This is a genomic window from uncultured Treponema sp. (genome assembly GCF_946187725.1).
Taxonomy (GTDB): domain Bacteria; phylum Spirochaetota; class Spirochaetia; order Treponematales; family Treponemataceae; genus Treponema_D.
Genome location: NZ_CAMHSK010000024.1, coordinates 22,760 through 39,418, shown reverse-complemented (window position 1 = coordinate 39,418; position 16,659 = coordinate 22,760). Strand labels below are relative to the sequence as shown.

At 38.2% G+C, this 16,659-nt stretch carries 14 protein-coding genes and 1 pseudogene; all 15 read left to right on the top strand.

What is annotated here, in order from left to right; genetic code table 11:
* Positions 1 to 408 (top strand): hypothetical protein (locus tag Q0Q74_RS09525; protein WP_294430266.1); only part of this gene is annotated, 408 nt, incomplete at its 5' end.
* 191 nt (positions 409 to 599) lie between these two features.
* A complete protein-coding gene (locus Q0Q74_RS09520; protein WP_294430264.1) occupies positions 600 to 1,424 on the top strand; it encodes a hypothetical protein in 825 nt (274 codons plus the stop codon).
* Between the two features lie 14 nt (positions 1,425 to 1,438).
* Positions 1,439 to 3,676 (top strand): hypothetical protein, encoded by a 2,238-nt coding sequence (locus tag Q0Q74_RS09515; RefSeq protein ID WP_294430262.1) that lies wholly within the window; start codon positions 1,439 to 1,441, stop codon positions 3,674 to 3,676.
* Positions 3,667 to 4,452 carry a class I SAM-dependent methyltransferase gene (locus tag Q0Q74_RS09510; RefSeq protein WP_294430261.1) on the top strand — a complete coding sequence of 262 codons (786 nt, stop codon included), beginning with the start codon at positions 3,667 to 3,669 and terminating at the stop codon, positions 4,450 to 4,452. Before Q0Q74_RS09515 ends, Q0Q74_RS09510 begins: the two co-directional genes overlap by 10 nt.
* A 137-nt stretch (positions 4,453 to 4,589) precedes the next feature.
* Positions 4,590 to 5,213, top strand: coding sequence for a hypothetical protein (locus Q0Q74_RS09505; protein ID WP_294430260.1), 624 nt, complete (start codon positions 4,590 to 4,592; stop codon positions 5,211 to 5,213).
* Between the two features lie 63 nt (positions 5,214 to 5,276).
* Positions 5,277 to 5,441: a hypothetical protein gene (locus Q0Q74_RS09500; RefSeq protein ID WP_294430259.1), complete on the top strand. Its 165-nt coding sequence runs from the start codon at positions 5,277 to 5,279 to the stop codon at positions 5,439 to 5,441.
* 207 nt (positions 5,442 to 5,648) lie between these two features.
* Entirely contained in the window at positions 5,649 to 7,427 is a 1,779-nt protein-coding gene (locus Q0Q74_RS09495) for a phospho-sugar mutase (RefSeq protein ID WP_294430257.1), read from the top strand.
* Positions 7,428 to 7,547: 120 nt separating this feature from the next.
* A complete protein-coding gene (locus Q0Q74_RS09490; RefSeq protein ID WP_294430256.1) occupies positions 7,548 to 8,117 on the top strand; it encodes a PolC-type DNA polymerase III in 570 nt (189 codons plus the stop codon).
* Positions 8,118 to 8,177: 60 nt separating this feature from the next.
* Positions 8,178 to 8,723 (top strand): SMC-Scp complex subunit ScpB, encoded by a 546-nt coding sequence (scpB, locus tag Q0Q74_RS09485; protein ID WP_294430254.1) that lies wholly within the window; start codon positions 8,178 to 8,180, stop codon positions 8,721 to 8,723.
* Entirely contained in the window at positions 8,686 to 9,453 is a 768-nt protein-coding gene (locus Q0Q74_RS09480; RefSeq protein ID WP_294430253.1) for a pseudouridine synthase, read from the top strand. The genes scpB and Q0Q74_RS09480 overlap by 38 nt, the downstream gene beginning before the upstream one ends.
* A 126-nt stretch (positions 9,454 to 9,579) precedes the next feature.
* A pseudogene (rpsA, locus tag Q0Q74_RS09475) lies at positions 9,580 to 11,935 on the top strand (30S ribosomal protein S1).
* Positions 11,936 to 11,959: 24 nt separating this feature from the next.
* Positions 11,960 to 13,507, top strand: coding sequence for a sigma-54-dependent Fis family transcriptional regulator (locus tag Q0Q74_RS09470; protein ID WP_294430251.1), 1,548 nt, complete (start codon positions 11,960 to 11,962; stop codon positions 13,505 to 13,507).
* Between the two features lie 32 nt (positions 13,508 to 13,539).
* Positions 13,540 to 14,229, top strand: coding sequence for a tetratricopeptide repeat protein (locus tag Q0Q74_RS09465; RefSeq protein WP_294430248.1), 690 nt, complete (start codon positions 13,540 to 13,542; stop codon positions 14,227 to 14,229).
* Positions 14,230 to 14,256: 27 nt separating this feature from the next.
* Positions 14,257 to 15,042, top strand: coding sequence for a hypothetical protein (locus Q0Q74_RS09460; RefSeq protein WP_294430246.1), 786 nt, complete (start codon positions 14,257 to 14,259; stop codon positions 15,040 to 15,042).
* Between the two features lie 123 nt (positions 15,043 to 15,165).
* Positions 15,166 to 16,650 carry a peptidylprolyl isomerase gene (locus tag Q0Q74_RS09455; RefSeq protein ID WP_294430245.1) on the top strand — a complete coding sequence of 495 codons (1,485 nt, stop codon included), beginning with the start codon at positions 15,166 to 15,168 and terminating at the stop codon, positions 16,648 to 16,650.
* Positions 16,651 to 16,659 lie beyond the last annotated feature (9 nt).

The following is a 16,659-nucleotide window of genomic DNA, read 5'->3' as shown; positions in this document are numbered from 1 at the left end:
AAAAGAATCCTTAAAGATGAAAAAATATATCAGAATGACAAAAGGTTAAGAGATTTAATAGACAATATTCAATTTGGGCACATTCCAAAAAGTTTATATACACCAATTAATAAAGATTCGGAAAGTACATTAGTTGATTCATTGGAATGTAAAGAATCCAATAATTTTGTTGATTTATATACAATAAAAACAGTGGTTTCAAAGTATCTTAATTATGTAGTAATCGGTGGAAGTCATCCTGGTATGAATAAAGAAAACCTGAATGCAATTGCAAGAGAATTGGTTATTTTAGTATTTTCAGGAAAATTTGATTTATCTGATAGGGACGACTTAAAAAATATTGAATGGGAGTTGAAAAAGAGATGTAAAGAAAAATATCCAAACAACAGAAAATCATCAAATCGGTGAACGTATAAAAGATAGATTGAGGACATTTAGAACTAAAATAACTAATAAAACAAATAGAAATAATATACCACCTGAGGATTTGCAATTATTATGCAAATGTATAGATGGTGCATTAATAAGTTTACCAAAAAAGAAATAATTTTCATGGGAAAAACTAATTCTCAAGTACATAATAATAACAGGAGTCACAGATGATTGATATAGAAAACGATGCAATGCTAAAACGGCTTGCAGAATTTGTAGGAGTAGATTTATCAAATCTGGAAATTATTGATGAATACGAACAAAAAGAAATAGAACTTGCACATGAAATTCGCGGAGTTTCTTATGATGACATAGCACACTTTTTCTCCAGAGTAAGAATTCCAGAGTTTATAAGTCCAGAATGGATTTTCAAAGCACTAAAATTCAATGATAGCTTCTATACTCAAAACCTTGCTCTCATTCGTGCTACAGAGTGGATGCGGCAGGAAGTTTATAATACTAACTGTAAAGAAATTAAGAAAAGAGAGAGAATCTATCCTATTCTAAATGGTCAGCGAAAAAAAAATGCGAATGTAAGACCTATCATTGAAAGTATAACAAGTGAAAGATTGCCAGATGGCACAATCTGGAAAACAACGAAAACAAATGTCAAACATAACAATACCTCAATTTTAGCTGGTGCAGCAGCTGCGTCAGAAGATTCAGGTATTTTGTGTATTTGTTCTGAAAATGTTTCAAAACAAGATTTTACAATTTGTCAGTCGGAATGGTTCTCATATCCAGGAAATAAAGAACTAAAAAAAGCTTTAATACGTATCCATCCGCATAACATGAAGCAATTCCTGGAAGAGAAACGTACTTTGTATATTGTATTCTTTACAAATGAAAATAAAGTGTATTTGGCAGAAGCAGATGAATCAAACATTACACATAATGAAACGATTATTGAACTTTCAGTTCTTATAAAAGATATTGAATCAATCACAGAGTTTGATATTTCTTATACAGAAGATATAGATTTCTATTTTTAGACATAAGGCAATAAATGAATATCTTGGGAATAATATTAACGAAAGATAAAGCTGGATTTCATGTTCTAGATTTCAAATTTGAAACAAAAAATTCTGAATATATTAGTAGATTTGATGAAATTTCAAATAAATCTATTTCATTTTATGATGAAAAGAATAATGCAAATCATTATTTAGCTTTTTCTGAATTCTGGAATGTACAAAAATATATTGTTCGTTATGAAAGTAAACCTGATATTAATATAAAAGAAAAACTTCCAATGGAAACGGAAAAAAATCTGACATCCATTTCTCTAGCTGTCTTTTTAGCACCGCTAACAAAACAAACTGATTATAAATTTTCATTTACACAAATATGTGCTACCGGTCTAGTTAGGTTAAATGAGGAACAAGGCGAAAAAGAAGTTATAGTAGATTCGGTTACACAAGTAAAAGAAAAATATGAAGCTTTTTCTAAATATGTCGAATCGCATGAAAATTATAATGATACATTTGCATTTGTTTATGTGTCAAATGAAAAGATTGATCCGAAAATTGAAAATAAAAAGATTAAAGCATTTCATATTTTCCCAGACACTCCAGTTGAAGAACTTCTAGACAAATTATCATCAGGTTTTAGAAGACCCATAAATAAGTTCTATCAATTTAATAATGCGGTTTATGCAAAACTGTCGGAAAGCCTTGGTGAAAAACATTCCGCAGAAAAACAGGCATCAAAAAGTTTTAAGGCTCAGATATATCTTTCTGGAAGCAAAAACTCAAAGAATTTTTTTGATTTCAAGTGGTTTGATATTTTTCGCCAGGCAATTGATTTGGGGTATAAATTCAGACTTTCGATAAATATCTCAAAATTTCTTTCGAACAACGAGATTACATCTGATGATATGTCTGATAATTTAAAGCCGAAATGGTGGGGCAAAGGGGTTACAGATAAAGAATCTATCGAGGTAAACGAACGCTTAAAGCGGCTTGATTTGTTTGTGCGCAATCAAGTTGAAGTTTTAAAAAGATATGTATATGAAACTTATGCCTACGAAAATTCGGAATATAATAATTTTGGAAAATTAAACGTATCTGTAAATTACTGTAATAGTGAAAATATTGAACTGCTTGGCGAAAATGAAACCGAAAATGCTCTTATTGTTGAATTAAATGGCAAAAACTATCTTTCTTACTCAAGTGGCGATTATTTTGAATACAATGTTTATGAAAAGAATGCATCTCTGCCAGAAGAAGTTTTGGAACTTGAAAAAATTATGATTCCCGAAGAAAAGTCAATAAGCACAAAATTCATAGACCGGGAATCATCATTAAAAATCATAGAAATAATTGATTCAGAAGAATACAGCATGTCTGAGAAAACAGAAGAAATCGGAAAAATTCTTCGAAATCTGAAATCTCAAAATGTGTATCTTCCAAGGTTCACTTTATATGGTTTACCAGCCTCTGGGAAATCAACATTGATAAAAAAAATTGCTGATTTGTATAAGGAAAAACCTGATTCAGAAAATAATAGCCCTGAAACTTCTATTGATGATATTCATATAATTGCCTCAGATTATTTGATAAATGAACGTATTTTCGATGACAATAAATCTTCTCGCCATAATCCGAATAAAGAGGCAAAAAAACGAGAGCTTGCCGCATTGAATGAACATGTTATTTATACACGAGGTGATTACGAAAGTTTCTTGAATGGCGGTCATGACATGGATATACGTAATCTTGCCGTAGAGATTGCAATAAGGCAGAGTGCCGTTACTCATGATTTATGTGACCTAGGCGGCAAGGAGGTTCTAATAGAGAGAACTCGTTTTTTGCTGAATGACTTGGGGTTCATTACGGTTTTTATCTGTCCTGATGGAGAACCTGATAAAAGTCCTATTGTTTTTAAGAATAAAGATAAAGAAATTGATTCAAATGCGTATTTTGATGCTTACTATGACTTTTATTTTCACAATCATAGTCTTTTTGACAAGTCTAAAAGAAGGAACATTTATGAACTTGGAGAACCATTTAAAGTCTGCAAAAATGACAAAGATGAAATCATAGATATAGAACCTGAGAATTGGGATGCTTTCAAGGATAAATTGCAAAAGAGAATTTTTAATCCTCGCTTTTATTTTTACAACAGAAAATATGACTTAAAAGTTTTTAGGCGAGGTTCGGAAGATGAAATGGTCTTTAAACTTTTAAAAGGAATTTTAAAAGTTTATTTGGAAAGGCTTGCAAAGGAGGATGAATGTCATTAGGTACAGGATTCTTCAGCTCAAATAAATATGATTCTGTCAGAAGTGAGTATTCCCCATTGGCAGCTGTAGAAGTTCATAGACTTTTTGCCGAAAAGAAGCAGCTGCAAATTGCTGAAGTAGGAGCGGGCAGTGGAAAATTTACCAGTGTAATACTGAATGCAGGACTTGATATAAAAAAACTATATATTGTTGAACCTGATACAAAAGGTGTAGAGCTACATAGAGAAAAATTTTCTTCTGTACTGCCTTATTCAGTTTCATATTATAACATGACATCAGATGCAACCGGATTACCTTCAAAATCAATAGATATAATTTTTATTGCACATGCTTTCCATTGGTTTCTGCCGGAACAGACAAAATTTGAATTTAAGCGAATTCTTAAAGAACATGGCAAGGTCTTTATTCTGGCCAGATTTTTAGATGAAATGGATCCCATATCAGCGACATATATTTCGCTTACTAGATGGGGCAAACGGCAGAACGGCTTAAAAAATAATATTGAATCCTATTCCAAAGAAAAAATAAGGGCGTTTTTTGGAATGTCTGTTGAAAAAAAAATAATCTGTTCTGAAACAGAAATGCACTCCCGTAATCGGCTGCTAGATGAAACAGATGTGCGAATCGATTCATCTGATGATGACATGTTAAAGTCTGATATAAATTTAAGAAATAAAAAAAAGAACGATATAATAGAATTCTATAATCAAAATAATACAAATGGCTACGTTCCCTTAAAATTCAATACATTTTATTTTTGTTCAGAAATTATTTAAATTTCTTGGGGGAAAAGCTGCTTCCTGTCACATAATATAATAGAGGGGGGCGGAAACTGCGGTCGCAAAGCGGCTGGCGTTTTCCGAACAAGTCTAATATGTATCGAAAAACAATCTGAATATTAGGAGGCATTGTTATGAGTTTTTTTGAATATCTGAAGATAAAAAGGGTGTCAAGGTGCAGTAAACCTTCACAACGCAAGCTTGTTCATGTTCGGCTTGATTACTGCCGTGAAGATGGTCATTTAACATTTAAGCTTTTAAAAGACGGCTCGATTCAGTTCTGGGCTTACCACGAAGAACAATGTAATGCATGGGATGTAATTTACGAGCATAAAGAAATGGTCATAAGTAAGAATGAGTTAATGCCTGTTTTGGAATATATGCAGTGCCTTTGTAGTGGGACAAAGTTGCCTCAGGATATGGGCAAAAATGCCGGTGACGAGGAAGCCTATAAACCAAAAATAGAGTTTTTATATGAAAATTTTTCCTTAATCGACCGCGAAAACCGAGAGCTTCTAAAAGAACTCTGCAAGTTCCTTCATGTCCGTTTTCCAATCAGACTTCTCCTAAATAATTATTTCGTTCATCTTGTATGCAAGAACCTTGCTGAATTTTTCATGCGGTTTTTCATACGCTATAACAAATATGTATCTAATAATTTTGTTTTTGCAGGATATTACTCTACTCTGTGGAATTTACGAGAACACCTTACTGATGAAAAACTGATTACAGACAAAGAATTAGGACGAATAGACTAAAAATGGCTGTTCCATTATAAATAGTCGGAGGGGCCTCCCTTAAAAGTGATAAAATCCCTGAAAATGAAACTTCTGATTTATTGCGCTATGCAAAGCCGATTATTGCTTTTGGGGCGGATTTTCAAAAATTATGATTCCGAAAACGAGAATGTTCAGCCTGCCTTTTATCAGAGCGGATATTTGACAATATTGTATGCTCTCGGCTGGAAGATGAAGAAAGCAAAATAGCGGAATATCTGCCTCCCATTTCGAACATTCTAAAAAAATTCCTAAAAATCTCGCTAAAAAAATGGCAAATAATCTTGAATTGTGATATAGTTCTAAAGATATATTCTATAAAGAAGAAAGACTCGGATTTATGCAGATTCATGAGGATTTTATTTTTAATCTGTGAAAATCTGTGTTAATCTGTGGAAAAACCAAAAGGAGATTCAAATGGAAAAAGACGAAATCTTGGCTCGTGCAAAAAAGTACATTGCTGAAGAAAAAGACGAGCGATTTAGAAAGGAAGTTGAGGAACTTGTCGCTAAGGCTGACGACAAAGACGCTCTCGCAGAACTTGAGGACCGATTCTATCAGAGCCTCGAATTCGGAACTGGTGGTTTGCGCGGAATCATGGGCGGCGGCACAAACCGCATGAACACACTTGAAATCAATCTTGCTACACAGGGACTCGCAAATTATGTTATCAAGGCATTCCCAGAGAAGGCAAAAGACGGAACTTTGAGCGCCGTTGTTGCTTATGATTCTCGAAGAAATTCTGATGTTTTCGCAGAAGCTACAGCTCTTATCCTTGCTGCAAACGGAATCAAGGCCTATCTCTTTACAGGTCTTCGCCCAACTCCAGAGCTTTCATTTGCAATCCGCACTCTTGGTGCACAGACTGGTGTTGTTGTAACAGCTTCTCACAATCCTCCTCAGTACAATGGCTACAAGGCTTATTGGGATAACGGTGCACAGGTTATTGAACCGCATGATGCTGGAATCATCAAAGAAGTTAATGCCGTCAAAGAAGTAAAAACTGTCTCAAAAGAAGAGGCAATCAAATCTGGCAAACTTGTTTTGATTGACAAAGAGATTGATGAAAAATTCTGGGCAATGTGTAAGGCTCAGCTTTTCCGCCCGGAACTTATCAAAGAAAAGGCATCTTCTGTAAAAATCGTTTACACACCGCTTCACGGAACAGGTGCAATGCATGTTGAGAAAGTTCTCGGTGATTTGGGACTCAATGTTATCACTGTTCCAGAGCAGAGAGAACCGAATGGTGCATTCCCGACTGTTGAAAAACCAAATCCAGAGGAAGCTCCAGCTCTCAAAATGGCACTTGCACTCGGCGAAAAAGAAAAGGCTGATTGTGTAATGGCAACTGACCCGGATGCTGACCGCTTCGGAAGTGCATTCCCTAACAAGGACGGAAAATTCGTTCTCGTAACAGGAAACCAGATGGGCGCATTGCTCTGTGAGTATGTTCTTCTTTCTCGAAAAGAATTCGGCAAGCTTCCTGCAAACAGTGCTGCTATCCGTTCTATCGTTACATCTCCGTTCTGTGATTACATCTGTAAAAAATACGGCGTTAAGATGCACGAATGTCTGACAGGCTTCAAGTGGATTGCTGCTGTTGAAGAAGAAATCGAAAAAGGCGGAAACGAAACTTATGTCTACGGATTCGAGGAAAGCTACGGCTACAAACTTGAAAAAGAAATCATGGACAAAGACGGTGTTTCTGCATCTGCTATGTGTGCTGAAATGACTCTCTACTGGGCTTCAAAAGGCAAGTCAATTCTTGAGCACCTTGATGACATGTGGAAAGAATACGGCTACTTTGAGGATGTTTCAATTTCTCAGTACTTCCCTGGTTCTGCAGGAAAAGAAGTTATGGCTGGAATCATGACAAAACTCCGCAAAGAAGGCGTAAAAACTTTTGGCGGAAAGAAAGTTCTCGAAATCAAAGATATTCGCGAAAGCTATTCTTTCAATCCTGAGAATCCTTCTGAGAAAAAGCCAATTACTCTTCCGAAGTCAAATGTTCTTCAGTTCATTCTTGAGGGGGGCACAATCGTTTCTGCTCGTCCTTCTGGAACAGAGCCGAAAATCAAGTTCTACATCAACGCACGCACAGACGCGTCTGCCGGTCTCGACAAGGCAAAAGCTGAAAGTGCCGCTGTTTGTGCAGCAATCAATGCAGATATCAAGAAAATCCTTGAAAACGCATAATTTTTAAACTGAAAACGGAAAGTTGAGAATTTGAGATAAGATTTTCAATTTTCCGTTTTTCAGTTTCTGCTTCTTGTTTGTATGAAATCAAATCTTCATTTAATGTTTGATTATCGCCGTATGAACCGCCTGTTAAATTCCGGGGCTGTTTTTTGTGCACTTGATACAGAGACAACCGGACTAAAACCTTCTGATGACCGGATTATAGAAATCGGTGCGGTAAAATTTGATAAATCAGGTGTTATTTCTACTTTTTCGACTCTTGTAAATCCCAGAATTCTTATTCCTCATTTTTGTCAGGAACTTACGGGAATAACAAACGAAATGGTGTTTCGAAAGCAGGAATTCAATGAAATTGCCGGTGATTTGCTTGATTTTATTGGAACTTCAATAATTGTTGCTCATAATGCACAGTTTGATTTGTGGTTTATAAATGCAGAACTTGAACGAATCAGAATGCCGCCACTTGCGAACAAGGCAATTGATACTTTGCGTTTTTCCCGCTGGACTTTTCCGGAAAATGGACACTGGACGCTTCAGTTTTTGGCGAATCAGTTTGAAATTGAAGTTAAGTCTGCTCATCGTGCTGAAGATGATGCCCGTGTTTGTATGGAAATCTTTCATAAGTGTATAGAAGGCTCGCTCGAGCGGCAGAAATCTGTTGAAAAATCAGAAGTGATTGAGCAATAATGTCAGAAGTTTGCTATGCCTTGTTGAAAATCTTTTTTCTTACTATAATCATCTTCAGTTATGGATATAAATCTTGAAAAAGAAGCGGGGCTTGTCGAGGCTGTCTTGTTCCTTGAAAGTGAACCGCTTAGCACAGAGGCACTTGCAAATGCCACCCAGCTTTCTGGCGATGTTATTACTGAATGTCTTGAAATCTTAAAAGAAAAATACAGCGAGCCGAACTCTGGTGTGGAACTTTCCGTAATTACAGGCGGATATGTCCTTACTCCCAAAAAAGAATATTGGGAAACCCTCAAAGAAAAATACGGCAACAAGAACGAAGGTAAGCTTTCTCGTTCGGCTCTTGAAGTTCTTTCAATCATTGCGTACAAGCAGCCGATTACCAGGGCCGAAATCGAAGCCTTGCGTGGTGTTTCTCCCGATAACATGATTCGTATGCTCATAGAGCGTCAGTTGATTAAAGAAGTGGGGCGCCGTGATACACCAGGTCGCCCGGTTGAATTCGGAACGACGAAGGAATTCTTGAAATTCTTCCGTTTGAACTCGATTGCAGAGCTTCCGCAACTTGATGAAAAAGAAGAAGAGAGGTTCGTCCTTGCCCGATAATCAGAATCAAAATCAGAAAAACGGAGAGAGGCTTCAGGCTTTTCTTGCTCATTGTGGAGTTGCAAGCCGCCGCGCTTCAGAAAAAATCATTCTCGATGGCCGTGTAAGCGTAAATGGTGTCGTCGTTACGGAACTTGGCACTAAGGTTACAGACAAAGACAAGGTTCTCGTTGACGGAAAACCTGTTTCTCTTGAAGAGAAGAAGCGTTATGTTCTTTTGAATAAACCTTTGGGCTATGTCTGTTCGCAGTCTGATGAAAAGGGAAGACCGTGCGCTGTTGATTTGCTCAAAGAGTCTTACACCGAACGGCTCTACAATGTTGGTCGCCTTGATATGTTCAGTCATGGCGCAATTATCTTTACAAATGACGGTGATTTTGCTGCCCGTCTTAGTCATCCGAGTGCTGAAATCGAAAAGGAATATATCGTAGAAAGTTCTCTTCCATTGCCGCGTTTTCTTGCTCAGGATTTTGAAAAAGGAATCCGCGTCGAGGGCGTGTTTTACAAGGCAAAACTGGCCGAAGAACTCAACTCGCACCGCATGAGGGTTGTACTGGTCGAAGGCAAAAACCGCGAAATCCGCCGTGTGTTCGAAAATGCCGGTATGGCAATACGAAAACTCTGTCGCGTGCGCATCGGTAACATAGAGCTTGGTGAACTTGAACCAGGTGAATTCCGGGATTTGACCGACAAAGAAGTGCAGGGACTTTTGAAACTCTGCAAGAATTAGCTTTACGAACAATAAATGCCGCTCCGCTATGGAGTGGTGGCGAAGCCAGTGTGAAAGCACCGCGCGTGAGCAAGCCACGGAACAGCGGCAGCAAGTTGATTTGCGCAAAATATATAGGAGGAATATATGATTATCGCCATGGACGGTCCTGCAGGAACCGGAAAATCTACAATCGCTTCTTTGATTGCAAAGAAACTTAACATTACTTACTTGAACAGCGGAAGTTTTTACCGTGCGCTTACAATGGCTCTGAACGATACTGATATTGAGCTTTCTGATGAAGGTGCGGTTGTTGAATTTTGTAAAAAACAGAGCCTTGACTACGAAAATTCGCATCTTATTTTGAACGGTAAGGATGTTGAATCTCATCTCCATGATGATGCCGTGTCTGCTCGCGTAGCGCAGGTTTCTTCTATCGTAGAGATTCGTCATCTTGTGAACGAGCGAATGCGGGAAATCACGAACCACCTCGACATTATTTGTGAGGGCCGCGATATGACGACTGTGGTTTTCCCGAATGCGGACTACAAATTTTATCTTGATGCATCAATTGATGTGCAGGCACAGAGACGCTTCGATCAGGGAGTTTCAAACATGACTCTTGAAGAAGTTAAGGCTGCAATCATCAAACGAGATGAAATTGACCGCAATAAAAAAGAAGGTGCACTCAAAAGAGCAGAAGATGCTTTCTATATCGATACTTCCGCCTTGACTATTGACAAGGTTTGTGAGATAATATTAAGCAAAATTCAGAAATAAAGGTACGACTATGGAACAGATGGAAGTGGAAAAGGATGAATCTCAGAATCAGGGTGCAATCCAGACACAATTAGAAGAGTCTCTCAAGGGCCTGAACATTGAAGATGGTCAGATTGTAGATGGAACTGTAATTCAGACGGCAGATGGCTATGTATTCATCGATATCGGATACAGAACTGAAGGCCGAATCCCGGTTCAGGAATTCGGAAGCAAACTGCCAAAAGACGGTGAGAAAGTTACTGTTGTTGTTATCCGTAAAGACGGTCGCAACGGTCCGGAAATCTCTTATACAAAAGCTCAGGCTAAACAGCTTTGGAAAGATTTCCGCAAATATTTTGACGAAAAGATTCCAATCGAAGGAACAATCGAAAAAGAAGTTAAAGGTGGATATGATGTCAACCTCGGCGGCGACATTCACGCATTCCTTCCAATCAGTCAGTCTGACAGCCAGAAGGTAGACAACCCTTCTAAACTCATTGGAACTGTTTCAAAGTTCTATATTGAACGATTGTATTCTGACAACAAGCAGAATGTTGTTGTTAATCGACGCAAATATCTTGAAGAGCAGATTAATACTGAACGAGATAAGTTCTTTGCTGAGAAGCAGATTGGTGATACCGTAAAAGGTACTGTAAAATCATTCACAAGCTTCGGCGCTTTCATTGATTTGGGCGGCTTTGATGGTCTTCTCCATATCAATGATATGTCTTGGGGTCATGTTACTCGTCCTAAGGATTTTGTTAAAAAGGGACAGGAAGTTGAGCTCAAGGTTATCCGCCTTGAACCGAACGAAAAACGAATCAACCTTTCTCTCAAACATTTCTCAGAAGATCCTTGGGTACACTTCGAGGACAAATATCATGTTGATGACATCGTAGAAGGTACTGTTACAAAACTTACTGACTTCGGTGCATTTATCGAGCTTGAAGAGGGAATCGAGGGCTTGGCTCATATTTCTGAATTCAGCTGGACTAAAAAAGTTAACAAAGCATCTGACATGGTAAAAATCGGCGACAAAATCAAATGTATGATTTTGGGTTACGATATTCCTGCTGGCCGTGTTTCTCTCGGTCTTAAACAGGTAACTGCAAATCCTTGGGATTCAATTTCAGAAAAATATCCAGAAGGAACAAAAGTTACTGGTAAAGTTGTAAAACTTACAAATGCTGGTGCTTTCATTCAGCTTGAAGACGGAATCGATGGATTCCTTCACGCTGAAGATATTTCTTGGACAAAGAAAGTTAAGCATGCTGGAAGCGAGCTCAAAGTCGATCAGGAAGTTGAGGTTGTCGTTCTTGAGGCTGACTCAGAGAACCGCCGAATCCGCGTCGGAATTAAGCAGCTTACAGAAAATCCATGGAAAAAATTTGCTGAGGAATACAAGGCTGGTTCAACTTTGGAAGGCGAAATCACATCAATCACTGATTTTGGTGTATTCGTAAAAGCTCCGGATGGAATCGAAGGTCTTGTTAACAAGGCAAACTTGAGCGATGACCGTGAAGTTCCTTATGAAGAGGCTGTTAAAAAATACAATGTCGGCGATAAAATCAATGTCTTCGTTGTAGATGTCAGCGTTGAAAAGGAAAAGGTTGCATTCTCTGTAAAAGAGTATAAAAAAGCTCAGGCTCGTAAAGAGATTTCACAGTATATGTCATCAGCAGAAAATGATGATGAAGGTGCTTATACTCTTGGCGACATGATTAAATCTCAGAAAAACAACTAATTCTTCGGCTGGTTTGGTGATTCGATGAGTGATTTAAATTCTCTCAGTCTTGAACAGCTTAAAACACTCATCGAAATCAATGGTCGAATAAATTCAAATTATTCTGACATAAATGCGTTGCTGGTTTATATTCTTGAATCGGCGATGCGTCTTGTTCACTGCGAGTCGTCTTCTTTGCTTTTGAATAAGGGGGACGGCTCGCTTCGTTTTGTAGTGGCCCTTGGTCCTAAAGGTGCTGAGGCAAAAAATATTCCGGTCACGAAAAATTCAATCGCGGGCTGGGTCGTAGAAAACAATAAATCCCTCATATTAAACAATGTCGCTTCTGATCCTAGATTTTCTTCAACGGTTCAGAATAAAACCGGCTATGTCAGCCGCAACATGATAGCAATTCCAATGCGAATTAAGGGAAAGTGTATCGGTGTAATAGAACTTTTGAATAAGGCTGATATGCTTACTTTTAATAATGATGATCTTGCTGTCCTTGAAAGCCTTGCGGATCAGGCGGGAATTGCATATACGAATGCTGATTCTTATCGTTCGGCAAAAGATAAAATTTCTGTTCTTTCAACAAAAATTGAGAACGGTTCGGAGTATCACTCGTTCGTAGCCAGAAGTGCATCTGTTATCGATTTGCTCAGGGTGATTGATGAAGTCGCCAAAACGAATACGACAATCCTGATAACTGGAGAAAGCGGGGTCGGTAAGGAATTGTTTGCGGAACAGCTTCATACAAAAAGCACTCGCCGTGACAAGCCTTTTATTCGTGTGAACTGTGCGGCTCTTTCATCTGCGCTCCTTGAAAGTGAACTTTTTGGTCATGTAAAGGGTGCGTTCACCGATGCTGTTACTGACAGAATTGGCCGCTTTGAAGCAAGTGATGGGGGAACGATTTTCCTTGATGAGATTGGAGAACTGTCGCTTGATTTGCAGGCAAAACTTTTGCGGGTCTTGCAGGAGCACACCTTTGAAAGAGTCGGTTCAAATGAAACAATTTGTGTTGATGTAAGGGTTGTTGCCGCTACAAATCGTAATCTTGAGCAGATGGTTAATGACGGGCTTTTCCGAAGCGATTTGTATTACAGGCTGAATGTAGTGCCGCTCAATGTTCCGCCTTTGCGTGAGCGCAAGGATGATATTGAGCCACTCGCTTCATTCTTCCTTGATAAATTCAGTCGCGAAACCAAGAAAAACTTTGAAGGCTTCTCCAATACGGCGCTTCGTGCACTTTATGATTATTACTGGCCGGGAAATGTTCGTGAACTTGAAAACTCAATTGAACGGGCATGTGTTTTGGGAAAGCCGCCTGTAATTCAGGCAGAAGATTTGCGGATTAACCTGATTTCTTCTTCGGCCTCTTCAAAAAATGCTTCCGATGATTTTTCTTCAATTGCTTCTGAAATTGCTGACGGAGAAGATAAAACCCTCAAAACGGCATTAAATCGCTTTAAGACGGCGTATCTTAAGAAAATTTTGGATGAGACTTCCTGGAATCAAACTGAAGCAGGAAAAATTCTTGGAATCCAAAGAACTTATGTATCACGCTTGCTTAACGAGTTGAATATACGCTAAAATATAGTGCTAAAAAAATTAGGAGTAAAAAAATGGCTGATAAAAATGAAAAAGAAACACTTGCAACTTCATTAAACAGTGCTCTTGAAAAATCAAAGGGCTTGGTTTTTGCGGTTGCAGCTGTAGTCGTGCTTGTAATCGTTGCTGTTGCGGTTGTTGCAACTGTAAAATCAAAGGCAACCGCTAACGGAATCGAGCAGATTGACACTATTTCTTATAACCTTACAAATGTTTCTTCTGAAGAAAAAGATTTGTCTGCAGAAGATATCGCTGCCCGACAGACAAAGGCTCTTGAAGAACTTGCTTCACTTTCTGGAAAAAGTGGTGTTGTAGGTCTTCGAGCAAACATGCTTGTAGCAGAAATCAAATTTGCTCAGAAAAATTATGAAGAAGCTCGTGCTGCATGGCTCAAGGCTGCTGAAGTTAAAAAGAATGCTTATACAGCTTCTCTCTGCTATTACAATGCCGCTGTTTGCAGTGAAAATCTTGGTGATACAGAAAATGCAGTTGCTTATTACAAGTCTGCATCTGAGGACAAAGATTTCCTTCTTGTTGACCATGCGCTTTTTTCACTCGGCCGTGTTAACGAATCTGCTCAGAAATACGAAGATGCAAAAGCTGCTTACGAAAAACTCTCTGAACTTCATCCGACATCAAGCTGGGCTCAGATGGCTCAGTCTCAGTTGATTTCTTTGAAAGTTGCTGGAAAAATCAGCGAGTAGTTTTATATGAGAAATACCGGTTTTAAGATGAAAAATTTATCAAATTTATTTTTCTGCCTTATTGCCGGTATTTTTGTTTCTTCATGCGGACTCGAAGAAGTTTTGAGTCTTGATGCACCCACCGTCACACAAAACGATCCACTTTATACAAGTACTGATTATTTGACCTGGTATTCTGCCTTCATCACGGAAGAGCGAAGTCAGCCAGAGCAGTTTATCGGTACGGAAGTCTATTACAAAATCTACAATAATTATTCAAGTCTCACATCACAGCGTTCCGCAATTCTTTCCGTAAATACGACATCCAACAGTTCAGCAGCAGCTACGAGAATGATAGAAACATATACATATCAACCTCTTGGAACGAGTGTGAACACTGGTCGTGTCGTTTTTATCCCTAATAATGGTCAGAATCGGCGTGTTATAATCAGATTGAAGAATTATCTTGACGGTTCTGGTGCTACAGGTGACAGTGATCGTTATAATTTTGTCGCTTGTATTGGTATTTATGGTGAAACTGGTTTTGATTATAAATACAGTGGGGAATACTATATTCCGTATAGGAACGGAAATTCAAAATCATTTGATTTTTTCGACTATAATGAAGATAACAAGGGCGGTTCACGGGATGTTGAACCTGTAGAAGGGGATGCCGACTATTTTTATAATTCCAGTGGGTTCAGTGACGGCTATGACAATACTTATTTCGTACAGATGTTTGCCGTTGCAAAGGCATGGAATACTGATACTTGCGCTCCGAGTTACAGCCTTGTCCTTGATTTGGGGTCTGTTCCTATAAAGAAAGGGGAGTAGCATTCAATCTTCTTTCAGGAAAAATTATTAAACTTCATCTTTGTGATGAAATGCTGCATTGACAGTAAAATATTACAATGATAAAATATTTGTCACTATTATTATAAAATAAGGATAAGTTTTATGAAAAACAAAATGCTATGGGTTGGTTCAGTAATCATTCTCATTCTTTCTGTAATTTGTTTTGTTGTTTTTGGAGTTGGCACGGAGCTTATTCGTGCTGTTACCGGTGAAGGAAATGGAATTTCTTTCGGTAAGTATGATGGAAAAGACATTGTACTTGCACCGGGCACAGATTTTGCAAATGCCGTTCAGAACTACACAAATTACTATCAGAGACAGGGAGCTGAACTCGATCAGTCTGCTTATTTTTATATCTACAGCTATGCTTTCAATTCTGCTGTTCAGATGGCAACATATAAGGACTCTGTCAGAAAGTCTGGTTACAAGCCTAGTGGAAAGGCAATTTCAAGAATCATGCTTCCTTACTTCCTTAATGCAGACGGAAAATATGATCCAAAACTTTACAATCAAATCTCAAATGCTGACAAAGAATCTTTGAAGAGTGACATCTCAAAGCAGCTTGTCTGGCAGCGTTTTAGTGATGATATGTTCGGTTCTTCTTCAAAACTTGGTGATTATACTTTCTATGGTCTCAAGACAAGTGAAAAAGAGACCGAGTTCCTTTCAGCTTTTGGTGGCGAAAAGCGTTCTTTCAACACTGTTTCTTTCAGCAAGGCAGATTATCCTGAATCAGAAATCAAAAAGTTTGCCTCTGAGAATATTTCATTGTTCGATACATATGCTCTTTCGATGATTACTGTTAAGGAAGAGTCTCAGGCAAAGAAGATTCTTACTCAGCTTACAAACGGTGAAATTACTTTTGATGATGCTGTTTCTGAGTATTCTGAAAAATACTACACGGACGGAAATGGTAAAGTAAAAGAAAGTTTTGCTTATCAGGTAAAAGAAAATCTTGCAAATGAAGAAGATTTCGCTAAAATCTCAGCTCTTGCAAAAGATTCTTTGAGCGAAATCGTTAAGACAAATACTGGATATTCAATCTACAAATGCACTGGTGAAAAGGTTGCTTCAAATATCGAAGATTCTGCAACTGTTGATGCTGTAAAGAAATACATCACTACAAACAAGCAGAGCATGATTGAAGATTACTACACTGAAAAGGCTAAGGCGTTTGTTGCTTCTGCAAAAATCGATGGATTTGAGAAGGCTGCCACTAAGGCTGGTGCAGAACTTGTAACTGTTCCTGCATTCTCTTTGAACTACGGAGATGTTTCTCTTGCTGATAAGCTTGATTCATCTTCTGCACAGGCATTTGCAAATGCAAGCTCAAACAAAGAATTCCTTGAAAAAGCTTTCTCAATGAAAGAAAAGGAAATCTCAGAGCCGATGCTTTTGGGTAATTATGTTACTGTATTCCAGCTCAAAGAAATTCAGAATGCAAAAGCTGATGACGGCAGGGCTGCAAAGGTTTTGGAAGAAGTTTCTAACTATGACCAGAACAGTGCTCAGTCAACATTGCTTGCAAGTTCTAAGATCGAAAATAATGTCTCTGATGTTTACTTCAATAAGTTTATGTCACGATAGGCGGAGTCA